13 protein-coding genes are annotated in these 17,482 nt (G+C 71.2%); 7 read left to right on the forward strand and 6 right to left on the reverse strand.

Features of this window, described 5'->3' with window-relative positions; all coding sequences use genetic code 11:
* Positions 1-116: 116 nt before the first annotated feature.
* Genes AXK60_RS20335 through AXK60_RS20350 form a run of 4 tightly spaced genes read right to left on the reverse strand, consistent with a single transcriptional unit; the run spans position 117 to position 3,922 of the window.
* A complete protein-coding gene (locus tag AXK60_RS20335; RefSeq protein ID WP_068573921.1) occupies positions 117-989 on the reverse strand; it encodes an alpha/beta fold hydrolase in 873 nt (290 codons plus the stop codon).
* The gene (locus tag AXK60_RS20340; protein ID WP_068573923.1) at positions 986-1,882 is read right to left on the reverse strand and encodes an alpha/beta fold hydrolase; all 897 of its coding nucleotides are present in this window, start codon (positions 1,880-1,882) and stop codon (positions 986-988) included. The genes AXK60_RS20335 and AXK60_RS20340 overlap by 4 nt, the downstream gene beginning before the upstream one ends.
* Before the next feature lie 10 nt (positions 1,883-1,892).
* Positions 1,893-3,029, reverse strand: a complete 1,137-nt coding sequence (locus AXK60_RS20345) for a PDR/VanB family oxidoreductase (RefSeq protein WP_068573925.1) — start codon at positions 3,027-3,029, stop codon at positions 1,893-1,895.
* Positions 3,026-3,922, reverse strand: coding sequence for a metal-dependent hydrolase (locus AXK60_RS20350; RefSeq protein WP_068573927.1), 897 nt, complete (start codon positions 3,920-3,922; stop codon positions 3,026-3,028). Before AXK60_RS20350 ends, AXK60_RS20345 begins: the two co-directional genes overlap by 4 nt.
* A 157-nt stretch (positions 3,923-4,079) precedes the next feature.
* Between AXK60_RS20350 and AXK60_RS20355 the strand changes: the two genes are divergently transcribed.
* Both AXK60_RS20355 and AXK60_RS20360 read left to right on the forward strand, forming a co-directional pair.
* Entirely contained in the window at positions 4,080-4,430 is a 351-nt protein-coding gene (locus tag AXK60_RS20355; RefSeq protein WP_068573929.1) for an ArsR/SmtB family transcription factor, read from the forward strand.
* Between the two features lie 20 nt (positions 4,431-4,450).
* On the forward strand, positions 4,451-4,930 hold the full coding sequence (locus AXK60_RS20360) for an SRPBCC family protein (protein ID WP_068573931.1): 480 nt from the start codon (positions 4,451-4,453) through the stop codon (positions 4,928-4,930).
* A 60-nt stretch (positions 4,931-4,990) separates the two neighbouring features.
* Here the strand turns inward: AXK60_RS20360 and AXK60_RS20365 are convergent, their stop codons facing one another.
* Complete coding sequence (locus tag AXK60_RS20365; protein ID WP_068573933.1) at positions 4,991-5,773, reverse strand: nucleotidyltransferase domain-containing protein; 783 nt, start codon at positions 5,771-5,773, stop codon at positions 4,991-4,993.
* A gap of 81 nt (positions 5,774-5,854) precedes the next feature.
* On the opposite strand from AXK60_RS20365, the gene AXK60_RS20370 reads away from it, so the two are divergent.
* The 3 genes from AXK60_RS20370 to AXK60_RS20380 all read left to right on the forward strand — a co-directional run bounded on the left by AXK60_RS20370 (position 5,855) and on the right by AXK60_RS20380 (position 11,272).
* Positions 5,855-7,234 carry a 3' terminal RNA ribose 2'-O-methyltransferase Hen1 gene (locus tag AXK60_RS20370; protein ID WP_068573935.1) on the forward strand — a complete coding sequence of 460 codons (1,380 nt, stop codon included), beginning with the start codon at positions 5,855-5,857 and terminating at the stop codon, positions 7,232-7,234.
* Positions 7,231-9,762 (forward strand): polynucleotide kinase-phosphatase, encoded by a 2,532-nt coding sequence (locus AXK60_RS20375; RefSeq protein WP_068573937.1) that lies wholly within the window; start codon positions 7,231-7,233, stop codon positions 9,760-9,762. The genes AXK60_RS20370 and AXK60_RS20375 overlap by 4 nt, the downstream gene beginning before the upstream one ends.
* Positions 9,763-9,925: 163 nt before the next feature.
* A complete protein-coding gene (locus tag AXK60_RS20380; protein ID WP_068573939.1) occupies positions 9,926-11,272 on the forward strand; it encodes a DHA2 family efflux MFS transporter permease subunit in 1,347 nt (448 codons plus the stop codon).
* 62 nt (positions 11,273-11,334) lie between these two features.
* Here AXK60_RS20380 and crtI read toward each other — a convergent pair whose 3' ends face one another.
* Positions 11,335-12,825, reverse strand: coding sequence for a phytoene desaturase family protein (gene crtI / locus AXK60_RS20385; RefSeq protein WP_068573942.1), 1,491 nt, complete (start codon positions 12,823-12,825; stop codon positions 11,335-11,337).
* Between the two features lie 68 nt (positions 12,826-12,893).
* On the opposite strand from crtI, the gene AXK60_RS20390 reads away from it, so the two are divergent.
* Complete coding sequence (locus AXK60_RS20390) at positions 12,894-14,894, forward strand: heavy metal translocating P-type ATPase (RefSeq protein ID WP_068573944.1); 2,001 nt, start codon at positions 12,894-12,896, stop codon at positions 14,892-14,894.
* 242 nt (positions 14,895-15,136) lie between these two features.
* Positions 15,137-17,467, forward strand: a complete 2,331-nt coding sequence (gene lon / locus AXK60_RS20395) for an endopeptidase La (RefSeq protein WP_068573946.1) — start codon at positions 15,137-15,139, stop codon at positions 17,465-17,467.
* The last annotated feature ends 15 nt before the right edge of the window (positions 17,468-17,482 follow it).

Here is a 17,482-nt window from a genome sequence, read left to right on the forward strand (position 1 = left end):
ACGATGCTGGTGTGCGAGAAGTGCATAGGCTCCGCGCGCGACACACGTCGCCTGCGGTCGCCGCCCGCGCCGCCCGCGATGTCCGCATCGTCCGCAGGGTCGCGCAAGCGCTGCGGCTACTGCGACGCGGCCCGCGGCAGGTCCGCAATGGCGTTGCGCTGCAGGAAGTCCGTGAGCAGCGCCGCGAACTCGGTCGCGCACTCGAGCTGTGGCATGTGGCCGACGCCCGGGATCAGGTGCGTCTCCGCGTGCGGCATCAGCGAGCGCGCGTTCTCCAACTGCGAGGGCGGGAGCACGCGATCGGCATCGCCCCACAGCACCATCGTGGGTCGCGGCGTCTTCGCGATCGTCGTGTGCAGCTCGTCGCGCCAGCCCGGCAGGATGCCGTGCCGCACGGACCCCAGCTCGTCCGCGGTCTTCCATGCGGTCAGGCCCGCGTCGGTCTCGTGGGCGATCGCCATCGCGTGGTCGATCCGCGCGCGGGTCGCGTAGGACTTGTCGGCGAAGATCAGTCGCTCCTGCACGATCGCGCCCGGCCGACTCGCGGTGGTCGCGATGATCTTGCCCAGCACCGGGATTCCCAGCACGCGCAGCAGCGGGGTCACCTCGGAGCCGAAGCCGGCCGGGTCGACCAGGGTCATCGACGCCACCAGTTCGGGCCGCTGCGCCAGCAGGGTCATCGTGACCGCGCCGCCCAGCGAGTTGCCCGCCACGTGCACGGGGCCGGTCACCTCGAGCGCGTCCAGCAGCTCACCCACGCCGCGGCCCAGGGCGGCGAGCCCGGCACCGTCGGGATGCGGGGCGGACCATCCGTACCCGGACAGGTCCGGAGCGATCAGACGGAACTCGCCGGCGAGGGCCTCGAAGGTCGGGTCCCAGTCCTCCAGGCTGCGCGTGATGCCGTGCAGCAGAACCACAGTGGGCAGCGACGCGTCGCCGGACGTGCGCACGCGCACCCACCGGCCGCGCACCGGGATCCGCGAGATCATCGGTTCGACTCGATCCACTCGAAGGTCGCATCCGCCAGCGGTCCGGGGTTCTGTGCCACCACCCAGTGTCCGCCGGGCACCGACACGTGCCGCGACTTCGGCGACTTGTCCAGGCCGGCCAGCTGCAGTGGCGGCGTCACGAACAGGTCGCCCTCGGGCGTCACCACCTGGACGGGTACGGAGGTCGTCGCCTCGGCGGGCTTGAGGAACGGGCCGGGCATGTTGGCGCGGTACAGGTTCAAGCCGTTGGTGAAGTCGCGCTCGCTGCGGACGTATCCCTCGGCGACCCTGCCGCCGGTGCCGCGCTTCTCCAGCGTCTCGATCAGCTTCTGGCCCCAGCCGCGCTTGTACAGCGAATCGGCGAGTCCGGGGGCGAGGAAGAACGGAATGTAGGTCGAGCCGGCCGCCTGGCGCAGCCGCGCCGGCACGTCCTTGAAACCCTTGACACCCTGCAGGTACTCGCCCGCGTGGTTGAGGTTCGGCCCGGAAACCGATGTGTACGAGGCGGTCTTGTCCGCCACCGCGGGGTCGACGACGGCGTGCCAGCCCTGGATGGAGCCCCAGTCGTGGCCGATCAGGTGCACCTTCGACCGGTCGCCGCTCACCTCGCGCACCGCGTCGATCACGCGCGAGACGTCGGAGATCAGGCGATCGAACCGGTATCCGGCCTTGCCCGCCGGCGCCTCCGACTCGCCCGCGCCGCGCACGTCGTAGGTGTACACGTTCGCACGGCCGTCGAGCGCCGCCGCCACACCGTCCCACACGTGGTGGTTGTCGGGGTAGCCGTGGATCGCCACCACGGTGGGGAGGGCGGGATCATGGGTGCCGTAACGGAACCCGGCCAGGGTGAGTCCGTCGGAGCTGGTCACGTCGAACCGGTGCTGGTCAGTCATGGTGTACGCCTTACAGATCGATGGTCAGGTGCGAGCCCGCCGCGCGCGAGACACAGGTCAGCATCTGGCCCTGTTCCCGCTCGAAGGGCGTCAGGGTCTTGTCGCGGTGGTCGACGGTGCCCTCGGTCACCGTCATCCGGCAGGTGCCGCAGAAGCCCTGCTTGCAGGAGTACGGGGCGTCGGGCTTGGCCTTGAGGATCGCGGCCAGCAGCGTCTCGTCCGCGGCCACGTCGAGCGTGATGTCGGAAGCGGACAGCGTTGCGGTGAACGGCTTACCGTCGACGACGGGCGGCGCGGAGAACCGCTCGTAGTGCAGCTCGACGTCCGTGCGGCCGATCAGGCCGACGCGCAGCGATTCGAGCATCGGAATCGGTCCGCACGCGTACAGCGCGGTGGGGCCGGGGGTGTCGCCGATGAGGATGTCGGCGGTGGGGATGCCGTGCTCGTCGTCGGTGCGGACCTCGACCTTGTCGCCGAACGTCGCCACCTCGGCGATGAACGGGATGGTGTCGGTGGAGCGTCCGGTGTACAGCATCGACCAGCTCAGGCCGAGGCGCTCGGCGGCGATCATCATCGGCAGGATCGGCGTGATGCCGATGCCGCCGGCGACGAACCGCAGGTGCTCGGCGGACGATCCGTGGCCGGGCACGGCCATGGGCATGCCGTTGCGGGGTCCCTTGACGGTCACCGTCGAACCGACGTGCAGGGTCTCGTGCACCTCGACGGAACCGCCTCCGCCGCCGGGGATCCGGCGCACGGCGATGCGGTAGGTGTCGGAGTCCGCGGGGTCGCCGCACAGGGAGTACTCGCGCATGCGGCCCGACGGGAGCAGGAGGTCCAGGTGGGCGCCGGGCGTCCAGCGGGGGAGCGGGGAGTCGTCGGCGGAGACGAGGGTCAGTGCGACGACGTCCTTGTCGTGCGCGACGATCTCGCGGGAGACCACTCGCAGGTCGCGGGAGGTGCTCGGCTCGGCCAGGTTCCGCGGCTTCATCAGATGCGCGAACGCGGGGATGGTCACGCCGAAGAAGGCGTTGGCGAAGCGCAGCAGCGGGTCGTGCTTCCAGCGGCCGTACAGGTGCGGGGGCACCTCCGTGACGGGCTCGCCCCAGGGCCGGAAGACAGACGGGGCCTTGCGATCCCCGGTCATCCGTTCGCCGCCCGGGCGGCCGGCGAGGTGGCGAGGTAGGCCACGGCCTGCGCCGTCGAGCCGATCGAGGCCGGGTCGAAGTTGGGCTTGAAGTAGATGAGCGTGAACTTCACGACGTCCCGCAGCTTCGGCAGGATGTTCTTGTGCGAGCCCTTGAGGTACTCCCACCACAGCCGCGGGTAGGAGTAGCTGAAGTTCGGGTCCTTGCGCAGCATGTAGCCCGACGTGCGGTGCAGCGCGAGGATGAGGAAGACGATGCCCACGATCATCGCGCGGCAGCGGTGGAAGTAGCTGGGGTCGAAGTAGTTCGCCACGTCGTGCGCGACGGACCGGTGCTCGACCTCCTCGGCGCCGTGCCAGCGACAGATGTCGGCCATCGTCGGGTCGACGTTGAACTCGTCCCACGCGTTGTTGAGGGCGAACACGCCGAGGATCGCGGTGTAGTGCTCGACGGCCGCGATCAGCCACAGCCGCTGCACCATGTCGTTGTACTGGGCGCGATCGGAGTGGTAGGTCCGCGGTGCGAGGATCTTGCGGAAGATGTACTCGAACTGCCGGGCCACCGGCTTCGTGTCGATGCCGCACCGCTCCAGGTACTCGGACAGCGCGCGGTCGTGCGACTCGGCGTGCATGGCCTCCTGGCCGATGAAGCCGCGCATCGTGCGGGCGAGGTTCTCGTCCTTCACGAAGGGCAGCGCCTCGGTGTAGACCTCGCAGAACCAGCGCTCTCCCTCGGGGAGCACGGAGTGCAGGATGCTGCTGACGATGTCGCTGGCCACGGGCTCGCCGGGGATCCATTCGAGCGGGACGTTCTCCCAGTCGAAGCTCACGTTGCGAGCATGGATCTCGACCTCGGCGGGCTCGTGCTGTGCAGCCTTGGCGCGCGAACTCATCGGTGTGACTCCTTCCGCGGGTGTCTTGACATTCAACACCCTGGTGTCAATCGGGCGCCATCCTGCGGTGAGAGCGCCCGGCACGAAATCTATCACTTTCCTGCACGGGTGCAGAACTGCTTGCGCGGCGACTGTGACGGCCGTAACGTACAACGTGATGGTTGTAGATGAACTGGCGCCGGACGAGGTGGACCGCCTCTTCCACGCCCTCGCGGATCGCACCCGGCGCGACATCGTCGTCCGGGTGATCGAGCGGGAGAGTTCCGTGTCGGAGCTCGCCCGCGGCTACGACATGAGCTTCGCGGCGGTGCAGAAACATGTGGCGGTGCTGGAGCGGGCGGGCCTGGTCACGAAGGTGCGACGAGGCCGCGAGGCCCTGGTCCGGCCCGACATCGAGACCATCGCGCGCGGCGCCCGCCTGCTGCGCGGCTACGAGGACCTCTGGCGGGGCCGGGTCGCGCGGATGGATGCGCTGCTCGAGCCGCCACGGACTGAACCGATCGACTGACTCGACCAAGGAGTTCCGCCATGCCCGTGCTCACCACCGGCGCCGATCGCGACGCGCTGACGTTCACCCTGGAGGCGGAGTTCGCCGCCTCGCCCGAGAAGGTCTGGCAGCTCTGGGAGGACCCGCGGTTGCTGGAGAAGTGGTGGGGCCCGCCCACCTGGCCGGCCACCTTCGTCCGCCACGAGCTGCGGCCCGGCGGTGAGTCGCGCTACTACATGACCGGTCCGGACGGGACGAGGGCCGCAGGCTGGTGGTCGACCGACTCCACGGCGGCACCGTCGACCTTCACCTTCCGTGACGGTTTCGCCGGAGACGACGGCGAGCCCGTCGACCCCGAGGACTACTCCGTGAACACGGTCGTCCTCACGGCCGCGGGAGGATCGACGCGGATGGAACTGGTCGCCGTCCACCGCACGCTCGAGCAGCTCGAGCGGGTGCTGGAGATGGGCATGGCGGAGGGGATGACCGAGGCGATGAATCAGATCGACGCCCTCCTCTGAGCGGTGTGGTGGATTGTGCCCGCTGGGCGGGCACAATCCACCACGGGTGGAGCGCGGAACTCACCACTCCCAGTGAACGCGCTGCGTGGCCACCGCCCACGCGGTGATCCGGCCGGTATCGGCTTGCTCGGGCAGCGGGGTGCCGCGGTCGAGCAGCTCGCGGACCTGCCGCTCGAGCACCCCGATCGCCGCGGAGACCGCGGCGCGCGGGACCTCGCCCCGCTTCACGGCCAGCACGTGCTCGCGCTGCTCGGCCGGCATCGGCAGGGTGAGCGTCCCGAAGCGGGCGATCTCGTACCCCTGATACGCGAGCCGCAGTGCGTGGCTGCCGTACTTCACGTCCCACCCGTACCGCTCGACCAGCTCGGGCCGGTTCGGCACGCCGTTCGCCCGGCCCAGCATCCGCTCGTGCTGGGAGTGCATGTAGCCGAGGAACCGCTCCACCGCCTGTCGGGAGAGGAACGCCGCGCGCAGCTCCCGGAGCGATCGCCCGAGATCGGTCGCCGTGATCACCGATTCCTCGGGCGCGTACAGCGGCAGGAGCACCGTCGGGTTGCCCTTGACGGCCAGCCGCAGGTACTTCCGCAGCGAGTACATGACCAGGTCGGTGTCGCCGGGCCCGCTGCGCACGCCCTCGGGCTGCGTCCGCCAGATGTAGTCCGGACGGTGCTCCTCGACGCCGAGCAGGGACTCGGGCGGCTCGACGTACACGCCGAGCTCGTCGTGGTCGTCGGTGCCCGCGATCGCGATGCCGTGCACGCCGGAACCCACGACGGTGCGCAGGATCTCGCCCTGCAGCGCCACGTCGCGGTCCCCGTACTCGACATTCTTCCGATCGGTCATGCTGCGACGATAGGTACGCCCGACGGTGCGCTCAACTGAATATCGCTTGGCCGCCGCTCCGCGACAGCGCAGAATGGACGGGTGTACCTGACCGTTTCCACGACCCGTACCCCCGCGACCGACCTGGGATTCCTCCTGCACAAGCATCCCGATCGGGTGCAGGAGTTCTCGCAGCCCTTCGGGACGGCCACGGTGTTCTACCCCGAGGCGTCGGAGGAGCGGTGTACGGCCGCACTGCTGCTGGAGGTGGATCCGATCGCGCTCGCGCGACGTCGTCGCGCGACGCCGGACTTCTCGCTGGGGCAGTACGTGAACGACCGACCGTACGCCGCGTCCTCGCTGCTCGCCGCGACCCTCGCCGACGTCTTCCGCAGCGCGCGCAAGGGGCAGGGCGGGTCGCGGCAGGCGGTGGCGGACACCGCGATCGACCTCGACATCGCGATCCCGGTGCTGCCCTGCCGCGGTGGTCCGGCGGTGGCCGAGCGCGTCTTCGCGCCGTTGGGCTGGTCGGTCGAGGCCGAGCCGATCGCGCTCGACGACGCCTTCCCGGACTGGGGCGACTCCCGGTACGTGCGACTGCGGCTGACCGGCACGGTCCGCCTCGCGGACGCGCTCAATCACCTCTACGTCCTGCTGCCCGTCCTCGACGAGTCGAAGCACTACTGGCAGGGCCCCGATGAGGTGGACAAGCTGCTCCGGTCCGGGGAGGGCTGGCTCGCTGCGCATCCCGAGCGGGAGCTCATCGCCCGCCGTTACCTCGGACGGGGACCGGGCCTCGCCGCGCAGGCCCTCGATCGCCTGGCGGAGCTCGACGGTGCGCCGTCCGCGACGTCCGACGACGAGGTCGCGCCCCGGCCGCTGAACGCACTGCGCCACGACGCGGTGCATCGAGTGATCGTCGACTGTGGTGCTGCCAGCGTCGTCGACCTGGGCTGCGGGCCGGGTGCTTTCGTGGAACGCCTGCTGGCGACCCGGGGGATCGAGCGGGTCGCGGGCTGCGATGTCTCCGTCCGCTCGCTGCAGCGCGCCGCGCAGCGGCTGCACCTCGACGGCATGACCGAGCGCCAGCGCGCCCGGGTCGACCTGTTCCAGGCGGCACTGACCTACGAGGACGAGCGCCTGTCCGGCTTCGACGTCGCGGTGCTCATGGAGGTGATCGAGCACGTGGATCCGTCCCGGCTGGGGGCGCTCGAGCACGTCGTGTTCGGCGCCGCCCGCCCAGGATCGGTGATCGTCACGACACCCAACCGCGAGTACAACGCGCTCTACCCGGACCTGACCGGGATGCGGCACACCGACCACCGGTTCGAGTGGAGTCGCGCCGAATTCGCTTCCTGGGCCGACGGCGTCGCCGCCCGGCACGGCTACGTGGTCCGCTACGAGGGCATCGGCGACATCGACCCCGACCGCGGAACCCCCACCCAGATGGCCGTCTTCACCCGGAAGGAGACCGACCGATGACCTCGCCGACCGATGCCGCCCCGACCGCCGCATCCGCGCCGATCACCGTGCCCGCGCGCGGCCTCGTGCTGCTCGTCGGTGCCTCCGGCAGTGGGAAGTCCACGTTCGCGCGCAACCACTTCCGCCCCACAGAGATCGTCTCCAGTGATGTCTGCCGCGGCCTCGTCGCCGACGATGAGAACGATCAAGCCGCGACCGCCGACGCCTTCGACCTGCTGCATCACCTCGTCGGGATCCGGCTGCGCCGCGGCCTGCTGACAGTGGTCGACGCCACCAACGTGCAGCGGGCGGCGCGCGCGTCCCTGGTGGCGCTCGCGCGCGATCACGACGTCCTCGTCGACGCGATCGTCTTCGACCTCCCCGACGAGGTCGCGGTCGAGCGCAACCGGATCCGGGCCGACCGCACCTTCGGTCCGCAGGTGATCACCCGGCAGGTGCGGGAGCTGCGCCGGTCGATGAAGGGCATCAAGAAGGAGGGATTCCGCCGGGTCCACGTCCTCCGGGACGTCGCGCAGGCCGACGGTGCCGCGATCATCCGCGAGAAGCCGTGGAACGACCGTACCGAGCTCACCGGCCCGTTCGACATCGTCGGCGATGTGCACGGCTGCGCCACCGAACTGCGCACGCTGCTCACCGATCTCGGCTGGCACGTGCGCCCGGACGGCGCCGAGCACCCCGAGGGCCGCACCGCGGTCTTCGTGGGCGACCTCGTCGACCGCGGCCCCGACACCCCGGGCGTGCTGCGCCTCGTCATGGGCATGGTGGCCGCGGGGAACGCGCTGTGCGTCAGCGGGAACCACGAAGCGAAGCTGGTACGCGCGCTGCAGGGGCGGAAGGTCACCGTGGCACACGGACTGCAGGAGTCGCTCGATCAGCTGGCCGCCGAGACCGAGGAGTTCCGCACCGCGGCTCAGGGGTTCATGGACGGGCTGCTCAGCCACTACGTCCTCGACGCGGGTCGGCTCGTCGTGGCGCACGCGGGCCTCAAGGAGGAGTACCACGGCCGGGCCTCGCGGCGGGTGCGTGCCTTCGCCCTGTACGGCGACACCACCGGCGAGACGGACGAGTTCGGCTACCCCGTGCGGTACCCGTGGGCCCGCGACTACCGGGGTGCCGCCACCGTCGTCTACGGGCACACGCCGGTCACCGAGCCGGCGTGGGTCAACAACACGCTCTGCCTCGACACCGGTGCCGTGTTCGGCGGCGCCCTCACCGCGCTGCGCTATCCGGAGCGCGAGATCGTCTCCGTCCCCGCGGAATCCCAGTGGTACGAGCCGGTCCGGCCGGAACCGCGGGAGTCGCAGGAGTCGGAGCAGGATCGGGTCGCGTCCGTGCTGCGCTACGACGACGTCGGCGGCACCCGCTGGCTGCCCACCCGCACGGGCGGCCGGATCAAGGTCGAGTCCGAGAACGCCGCCGCCGCACTGGAGGTGATGAGCCGGTTCGCGGTCGACCCGCGCTGGCTCGTGTACCTGCCGGCCACCATGTCCCCGGCGTCGGTGTCGCGCGGCGAGGGCTTCTTGGAGCACCCGGGTCGCGCCTTCGAGGACTACGCCGCCTGGGGCGTGCGGCGGGTGATCTGTGAGGAGAAGCACATGGGCTCGCGGGCGGTCTCCGTCCTAGCCCGGGACGGTGCCACGGCCGCACGCCGATTCGGCGTCACGGACGGCAGTACGGGCGCCGTGTTCACCCGCACCGGTCGTTCCTTCTTCGACGACGTCGAGCCGTTGGTGGACCGCCTCCGCCGGGCCGTGGACCCGCTGTTCGACCGACTGGAGACCGACTGGCTCGCGCTGGACTGCGAGCTCCTGCCGTGGTCGGTGAAGGCCGACGGCCTGATCCGCTCGCAGTACGCCTCGGTCGGCGCCGCCGCCCGCGTCGCGCTCCCGGCGGCTCTCACCGGGCTCGACGGTGCCGCCGCCCGCGGTCTCGACGTGACCGCGCTCCGCGCGCGTACGGAACGGAGGATGGTGAACGCCGGTGCCTTCCGCGATGCCTATGCCAGGTACTGCCGGCCGACGGACGGGCTCGACGGCGTCACCGTCGCACCCTTCCAGGTGTTGGCGGCCGAGGGACGAGTGCTCGCCACCGAGTCGCACGAGTGGCACATGGAGGCCCTTGGCGCGCTGGATGATCCGTTCCTCACGCCCACTCGGCACCGCATCGTCGATCTCGGATCGGAGACGGACCGTGCGGAGGCGACACGGTGGTGGACCGAGCTGACGGAGGCGGGCGGCGAGGGGATGGTCGTCAAGCCGCTCGACGGTGCCGGGCGGAAGGTGCAGCCCGGTCTGAAGGTCCGCGGCCGCGAGTACCTGCGGATCATCTACGGGCCGGACTACCTCGACTCGCTCGACGTGCTGCGTGACCGGAACCTCGCTCGCAAGCGGAAGATGGCGCTGGCGGAACACGCCCTCGGGCTCGACGCTCTCGCCTCGCTCGTCGACGGTGCGCCGCTCTGGCGCGTGCACCAGGCCGTGTTCGCTGTGCTGGCGCAGGAGTCGGAGCCGGTGGACCCGCGCCTGTAGGCGTGCCGGCCTCCGTCGATGAGACGGGGGCCGGTAAATCACTTGATCAGGTGCGCACCATGCGGGATAGGCTGCTGCGCATGATCTCTTGACACGTGTCGACGCGCGCTGCCGCATCGACGGACGCCTCCATCCGTGCCACCCGTGTCAGGAGTCCCCTCTTTTGCGTACCTCCACGCCCGTATCCCCGTCCGTCTTCGCCGACCGGTGGGCCGCGCTCGGCGCGCTCGCCCTCGGCTACGTCATGATCCTGGTGGACGCGACGGCGCTGTCCGTCATCACCGTTCGCCTCATGGAGGGCCTGCGGACCGATGTCCGATCGGTGCTGTGGGTCTCGTCCGCGTACCTGCTCGCCTTCGCCGTCCCGATGCTGGTGTGCGGGCGCCTCGGCGACAGGTTCGGCCACCGCCGGATGTACCTGCTCGGCCTCTCCGTCTTCCTCGTGGCCTCCCTCGCCTGCGGATGCGCGCCGACCATCGGCGCCCTGGTGGCGCTGCGCGTCGTCCAGGGGTTCGGTGCGGCGCTCATGACGCCACAGGTCATGGCGATCATCACCCTCGTCTTCCCGATGGAGTCCCGCGGCGGCGCCCTCGGTGTGTGGGGTTCGATCACCGGGATCGCCACGCTGGCCGGCCCGCTTCTGGGCGGCGTGCTCAGTGATGTCGCGAGCTGGCGGTGGGTGTTCTGGCTCAACGTCCCCCTCGGCATCGTGGGCATCGTCATGACCCTGCGCTTCGTGCCGGGTTCGACGGTGACCGCCCGCCGGCTCGACCTCCCCGGCGCCGCCCTGTCCGCCGTCGCAGTGTTCGGCCTCGTCTACGGGCTGCAGGAGGTCGGCGGGAACGGGGCATTGCCGTGGCTCACGCTCGGCGTGGGCGCGATCGTCGCGGCAGCGTTCCTCGCGGGGCAGCGGCGCCGGGGCGACGGTGCCCTGGTCCCGCTGCGGCTGTTCCGAATCCGGAGTTTCGCGGCGTCGTCAGGCGTGAATGTGCTGGCGGGCGCGTGGGTGACCGCCTATGTCTTCCCTGCGACGCTGTACGCCCAGCAGCAGCACGGTGTCTCGCCGGGAGGCGCTGCGTTCCTGCTCGCGCCGACCGCGCTCGTCTCCGCTCTACTCGCGCCCCGGGTGGGCCGATCGCTGCGGCGTCGCGATCCCCGTGGCCTGCTGTCGGCGGGGCTGGCCGTCTGTGCCGTCGGCCTCGGGATCTTCGTGGCGGTCATCGCCGCGGGACTGGCGGCCGCGTGGCTGATGGTGCCCTCGGCCGTCGTCGGAGTGGGCAGCGCGATGATGTGGGGCCCGATGTCGCTGCTCGCCACCTCGGAACTGCCGCGCGACCTCGTCGGGGCGGGGTCGGGGGTGTTCAACACGACGCGGCAAGTGGGCTCGGCGTTCGGCGCCGCCGCGGTGGCCACCGTGCTGGCGCACGGTTCACCGGCGGGGGCGCTGGCGCTCGCGGCGCTCGTCTGTCTGGCCGCCCTCGCCGCCTCGTTCAGGCTGCGGCGGTCGTGAAACCGGCGGAATTCGGCGTCACGAAGCCGAATCGTCCCTCGTGATGGAGGAATCCGCCGATGTCACGAGGCGCTGAGGGCCTCCGCGGCGAGTCGACCGGAGATGAGCGCGGGCGGCACGCCGACGCCGGGGTGCGTCATCGAACCCGCGAGTACCGCATTGGCGATGCCCGGCACGCGTTGCGGGCGGCGCAGCGGACCGGTCTGGGTGAGAGTGTGCGCCGCGGCGAACGGAGTGCCGGCGGACATGCCCTGTCGCGCCCAGTCCGAGGGGGTGTCCACGCGGAGGATCTCCCCGGAGTCGATGCCGCGGTAGCCGCGGCCCGCGAGCGTCCGTAGCACGTCGCGCACGTAGTCGGCGCCGATGGAATCCCAGTCCAGCGGAGCCGATTCCAGGTTCGGGCACGGGGCGAGGACGGACACGGGGGAGTCCTCGCCGGTCGTCACAGACGGCCGCGTGATCAGGTACGACGGGTCGCTCATCAGGCGGCCGCGTCCCCGCGTCGCGGTGATCTCCGCGAAGGTCTGCTCCCACGCGGCGCCGAAGTCCAGCGTGTGGTGCGCCTGCGTGGGCCAGTGCTCCTGCAGGTCCGGATCGACGTCGAGGTGCACGACGACCGCCGACGGCGAGAGCCGCACCCGCCGCGGAGCGCGACCGCCCAGCGGCGCGATGAGCCGGTCGGTGATCGGGGAGTCGGCGGTGAGCACCACCCCGTCGAACGCGAACCGCCGCACCGGCTCCGATACCGGACCGGTAGGCCCGGTGCTGCCGTCCGGCCGCGGGACCGGGCGGGCGCGCAGGCCCGTGACCAGGCCCCGTCGCCCGTCGAGGCCGAGCACCTCGTGCCCGAGGACGACGGTGCCGCCGGCCCGCTCGACCTGCTCGGCCATCACCGAGGCGACGCGGCCCATCCCGGCGCGCGGGTACCAGACGCCCAGGCCGACGTCCATGTGCGAGATCACGGCGTAGACCGCCCGCGCGGCGGACGGCGCGACTCCGGCGTAGAGCGCCTGGAAGGTGAGCATGCGGCGGGCGCGCGGATCGTCGACGCGGTGGTCCACCTGATGTTGCATCGACCGCAGCGCACCGAGGCGCACGAGCCGACCGAGCGCGGCCAGGTCGCGCGGGTTCGCGTAGGAGGACCATGCGGCGTCGCCGCCGATGAACCGCTCGTAGGCGGCGTCGAACATCGACTCCTGCCAGCGCATGTGCTCGTCGACGGCGAGGTCGTCGGGTACGTGCAGGACGCCGGCCGGCAGGCCCTCCAACGCCGGGAAGCGGCCCGCGTACGCGGGCGTGACGGGGAGCAGGTCCAGCTCGTCCTCGGCGGCGAAGCGGTCCAGCCCCGCGGCGGCGAGGGCGTCGAAGACCAGCTCCGGCATCGTCAGCACGCTCGCGCCCGGGTCGACGAGGTGGCCGCGGACGGTCTCCGTCCCCGCGCGCCCGCCGACCTGCGGCGACCGCTCCACGACGGTGACTCGATGGCCCGCCCCGAGCAGGTGCAGCGCCGCCGACAGCCCGGACAGCCCCGCCCCGATGATTCCGATGTGCACGGGTCGAGTCTAGGAACTCCTAGGAGCAATATATTGCAATGTATGCATATATCACCTACGGTGAAGCCATGAGCGCAGAACACGACCACGATTCCGGCCACTCGGCGCGGTGGGAGATCGGCTTCGCCATCGCCTCGGGCGTCACCTACACCGCGGGCATGATCGCCGAGTACGCCCTGGGGCTGTCCGGCGTCGGCACCGCCCTCTTCCTCGCCACCTACTTCTTCGGCGGCTTCTTCACCATCCGCTCGGCCATCAGGTCCACGCTGGCCGGGAAGTTCGAGGTCGACTTCCTCATGCTCGTCGCGGCGATCGGCGCCGCCTCGATCGGCCGCTTCGCCGAGGGCGCGGTGCTGCTGTTCCTGTTCAGCCTCGGCCACGCGCTGGAGGAGTTCGCGCTGGCCCGGGCGTCGAAGTCGATCGAGGCGCTCGCCGGCCTCGCGCCCCGTACGGCGCTGGTGCACGTCGGCGGACCGTCGACCACGGCCGGTGAGTTCGTGGACCGGCAGGTGGACGACCTCACCGTCGGCGACCTCGTGCTGATCCGCCCGAACGCCCGCGTCAGCGCCGACGGCGTCGTCATTGACGGCCGGTCCGCGATCGACCAGAGCGCCGTCACCGGCGAGTCCATGCCCGTGGAGAAGGAACCGGCCACGGGCCGCGCGGGTGCGGAGAACACCGTCTTCGCCGGCACCGTGAACGGCTCCGGCGCGCTCGTCGTACGGGTCACGGCGCTCGCGAAGGATTCGACGCTCAGCCGCGTCGTCGAGCTCGTCGCCTCCACCGACCAGGCCAAGTCGCCCAGGCAGCGCTTCCTCGACAGGTTCCAGCGGATCTACGTGCCGGCCGTGATCGCCTTCGTGATCGGCGTCTTCGTCGTCGGGTACGTCGCTCTCGGCAAGCCCTTCGACGACGCCTTCTACCTCGCCATGGCCGTGCTCGTCGCCGCGAGCCCGTGCGCGCTCGCTCTGGCCACCCCGTCGGCCGTGCTCGCGGGAGTGGCCCGCGCGGCCCGCGCCGGCGTGCTGGTCAAGGGCGGCGCGCCGCTCGAGACGCTGGGCCGCGTCACCTCGATCGCCTTCGACAAGACCGGCACGCTGACCTGGGGCGAGCCGCGCGTGACGGACACCGTCGCCGCTCCCGGCTCCCCGCTCGACGATCTCCTCGCCACCACGCTGGCCGTCGAGAGGCTCTCCGATCACCCGCTGGCCGCCGCCGTCGCGGACGCCGTCGCCGCCCGGACCAGCACCGTTCTCTCCGCGACGGACCTGCAGTCCGTCACCGGCCGCGGCGTGCGCGCCGTCGTCGAGGGGGAGGCGGTCGAGATCGGCAACGAGCGACTCTTCACCGACATCGGTGTCGCGCTCGATCCGGTGGCCGCCGACGTCGAACGCCTGCAGGCCGCCGGCCGCACGCTCATGATCGTCCGCCGCGGCGGCCGCTTCCTCGGGGTGATCGGCGTGATGGACACGCCCCGCCGGGAGGCCGGGCAGGTGCTCGACCGCCTACGCGAGTCCGGCATGACCGACATCGTCATGATCTCCGGCGACCATCAGCAGGTCGCCGAGGCCGTTGGGCGCGAGGTCGGCGTCGACCGCGCGCTGGGCGGCCTGCTGCCCGAGGACAAGGTCTCGCACGTCCGGGAGCTGTCCGGCGGCGACCGGGCCCGACGGTGCGCCATGGTCGGCGACGGCGTGAACGACGCGCCCGCGATGGCGCAGGCCGACGTCGGGATCGCCATGGGCGCAGCCGGTTCCGCGGTCGCACTGGAGACCGCCGATGTCGCCCTGATGAGCGACGACCTGGGGCGCCTGCCCTTCGCGGTCCGGCTGAGCCGGCGGACCAGCCGCATCATCCGGCAGAACCTCATCGCGGCGCTCGGCATCGTCGTCTTCCTGGTGATCGTGACCTTCCTCGGGATGCCGATGGGCCCGGTGGTCTTCATCCACGAGGGCTCGACGCTCATCGTCGTGGCGAACGCGCTGCGGCTGCTGCGGTTCGAGGTGGGAAGGGAGCACGAGGGCGTCGAGCACGAGGCGCGCCCGGTGCACGAGCCGGTGGCGGCGTGAGATCGGGGGGCGCAGTCGAGCACGAGGCGCGCCCGTCCGTGAGCCCGTCGCGGCCTGATCCGCTGAAAATGTGTGGTCATCCGTTCTCACGATCATGAGAACGAATGACCACACATCTGCGCGTCGCGGCCGCGGATGCTGCGAAAGCAGCTGTCGGGCGACGGGTTCGCCCACGGCGAACGCCTGGAACAACCGGGCGGGCCGCCGACGTTGAGCGGGGCAGACTGAACTTTGGAGGTCCCATGTCTGAGCAGATGACTCTGCCCGTTCTCTTCGTTTCCGACCTCGTGGTGCTGCCCGGCATGGTCGTCCCGATCACGCTCGACGATGCCGCGCAGGCCGCTGTGGACGCCGGCCGCGCCAGCGAGCGCGGCAAGCTCCTCATCGCCCCACGGCAGGGCGACGGCTACCCCACGCACGGCGTCGTGGCGTCGATCGTGCAGGTCGGCCGGGTGCAGGGGCAGTCCGAGTTCGTCGCGGTGCTCCGCGGTGAGCAGCGCGCCCACATCGGGTCGGGCACCACCGGCCCGGGCGCGGCGCTGTGGGTGGAGGTCGACCTCATCGAGGACTCGCCCGTCACCGAGCGCACCAAGGAGCTGGCCGCCGAGTACCGCAAGGTCGTGCTCGCGATGCTGCAGCGCCGCGAGGCGTGGCAGCTCATCGACGCGGTCAACAAGCTCACCGATCCCGCGGCCCTGGCCGACACGTCCGGCTACTCCTCGTGGCTGACGACCGAGCAGAAGCGGCAGCTGCTGGAGACCGGCGACGTCGACGAGCGGTTGCAGCTGCTCATCGACTGGACCGGCGAGCATCTCGCCGAGACCGAGGTCAGCGACAAGATCGCCTCCGATGTCCGCGAGGGCATGGAGAAGCAGCAGAAGGAGTTCCTGCTCCGCCAGCAGCTGAACGCGATCCGTAAGGAGCTCGGCGAGGGTGAGCCCGAGGGCTCGGACGACTACCGCGCCCGCGTCGAGGCCGCCGACCTGCCCGACAAGGTGCGGGAGGCCGCGCTGCGTGAGGTCGGCAAGCTCGAGCGCGGCACGGACCAGAGCCCCGAGGCGGGCTGGATCCGGACGTGGCTCGACACGGTCCTCGACCTGCCGTGGAACACGGTGACCGAGGACGTGACCGACCTCAAGGGTGCGCGCGAGATCCTCGACGCCGACCACCACGGCCTCGACGACGTGAAGGACCGCATCGTCGAGTACCTGGCCGTCCGCACGCGGCGGGCCGAGCGCGGCATGTCCGTGGTCGGCGGCCGCGGGTCGGGCGCCGTCATGGTGCTCGCCGGCCCTCCCGGCGTGGGCAAGACCTCGCTCGGCGAGTCCGTGGCCCGCGCGCTGGGCCGCAAGTTCGTCCGCGTGGCCCTGGGCGGCGTGCGCGACGAGGCGGAGATCCGCGGGCACCGTCGCACCTACGTGGGTGCGCTGCCGGGCCGGATCGTCCGCGCGATCGGCGAGGCGGGATCGATGAATCCCGTTGTGCTGCTGGATGAGATCGACAAGGTGGGCTCCGACTACCGCGGCGATCCCGCGGCGGCGCTGCTCGAGGTGCTCGACCCGGCGCAGAACCACACCTTCCGCGACCACTACCTCGACCTCGACCTGGACCTGTCCGACGTGGTCTTCCTCGCGACCGCCAACGTGATCGAGAACATCCCGTCGGCGCTGCTCGACCGCATGGAGCTCGTCACGATCGACGGCTACACCGAGGACGACAAGGTCGCCATCGCCCGGGACTACCTGGTCCCGCGCCAGCTCGACAAGGCGGCGCTGACCGTCGATGAGGTGACCGTCACCGACGACGCCCTGCGCGAGATCGCGGCGAACTACACCCGCGAGCCCGGCGTCCGGCAGTTCGAGCGGCTGCTCGCCAAGGCCCTGCGCAAGGTGGCGGTCGAGCAGTCCGACGGTGCCGAGCGCACCGTCGTCGATGTGGACTCGCTCGTCGGCTACCTGGGCCGGCCCCGGTTCACCCCGGAGACGGCCGAGCGGACCGAGGTGCCCGGTGTGGCAACGGGTCTCGCGGTGACGGGCATGGGCGGCGACGTCCTGTTCATCGAGGCGCTGCACACGCCCGGCGAGGGCGGGCCGGAGCTCAAACTCACCGGTCAGCTCGGCGACGTGATGAAGGAGTCGGCGCAGATCGCGCTGTCGTACGTGCAGGCGCACGCGGCCGACTTCGGGATCGACCCGGCCGCGCTGAACGGCACGGTGCACATCCACTTCCCGGCCGGCGCCGTCCCCAAGGACGGGCCGTCGGCGGGCGTCACGATGGTCACCGCGCTGGTGTCCATGCTGACGGGGCGGCGCGTGCGCAGCGATGTCGGGATGACCGGCGAGGTCACGCTGAACGGCCGGGTGCTGCCCATCGGCGGCGTCAAGCAGAAGCTGCTGGCCGCGCAGCGCAACGGCCTGAAGACGGTGTTCGTGCCCCAGCGCAACGAGACCGACCTCGACGAGGTCCCGGCCGAGGTCTTGGCCGCCCTCGAGGTGAAGCCGATGATCGACGTGGCGGAGATCGTCGCGCAGGCGCTCGAGCCGGTTGTGCAGGGCGCACAGGTCGCTGCCTAACGGGTCCGACGGTAC

This window comes from Tsukamurella pseudospumae (assembly GCF_001575195.1).
Lineage (GTDB): Bacteria > Actinomycetota > Actinomycetes > Mycobacteriales > Mycobacteriaceae > Tsukamurella > Tsukamurella pseudospumae.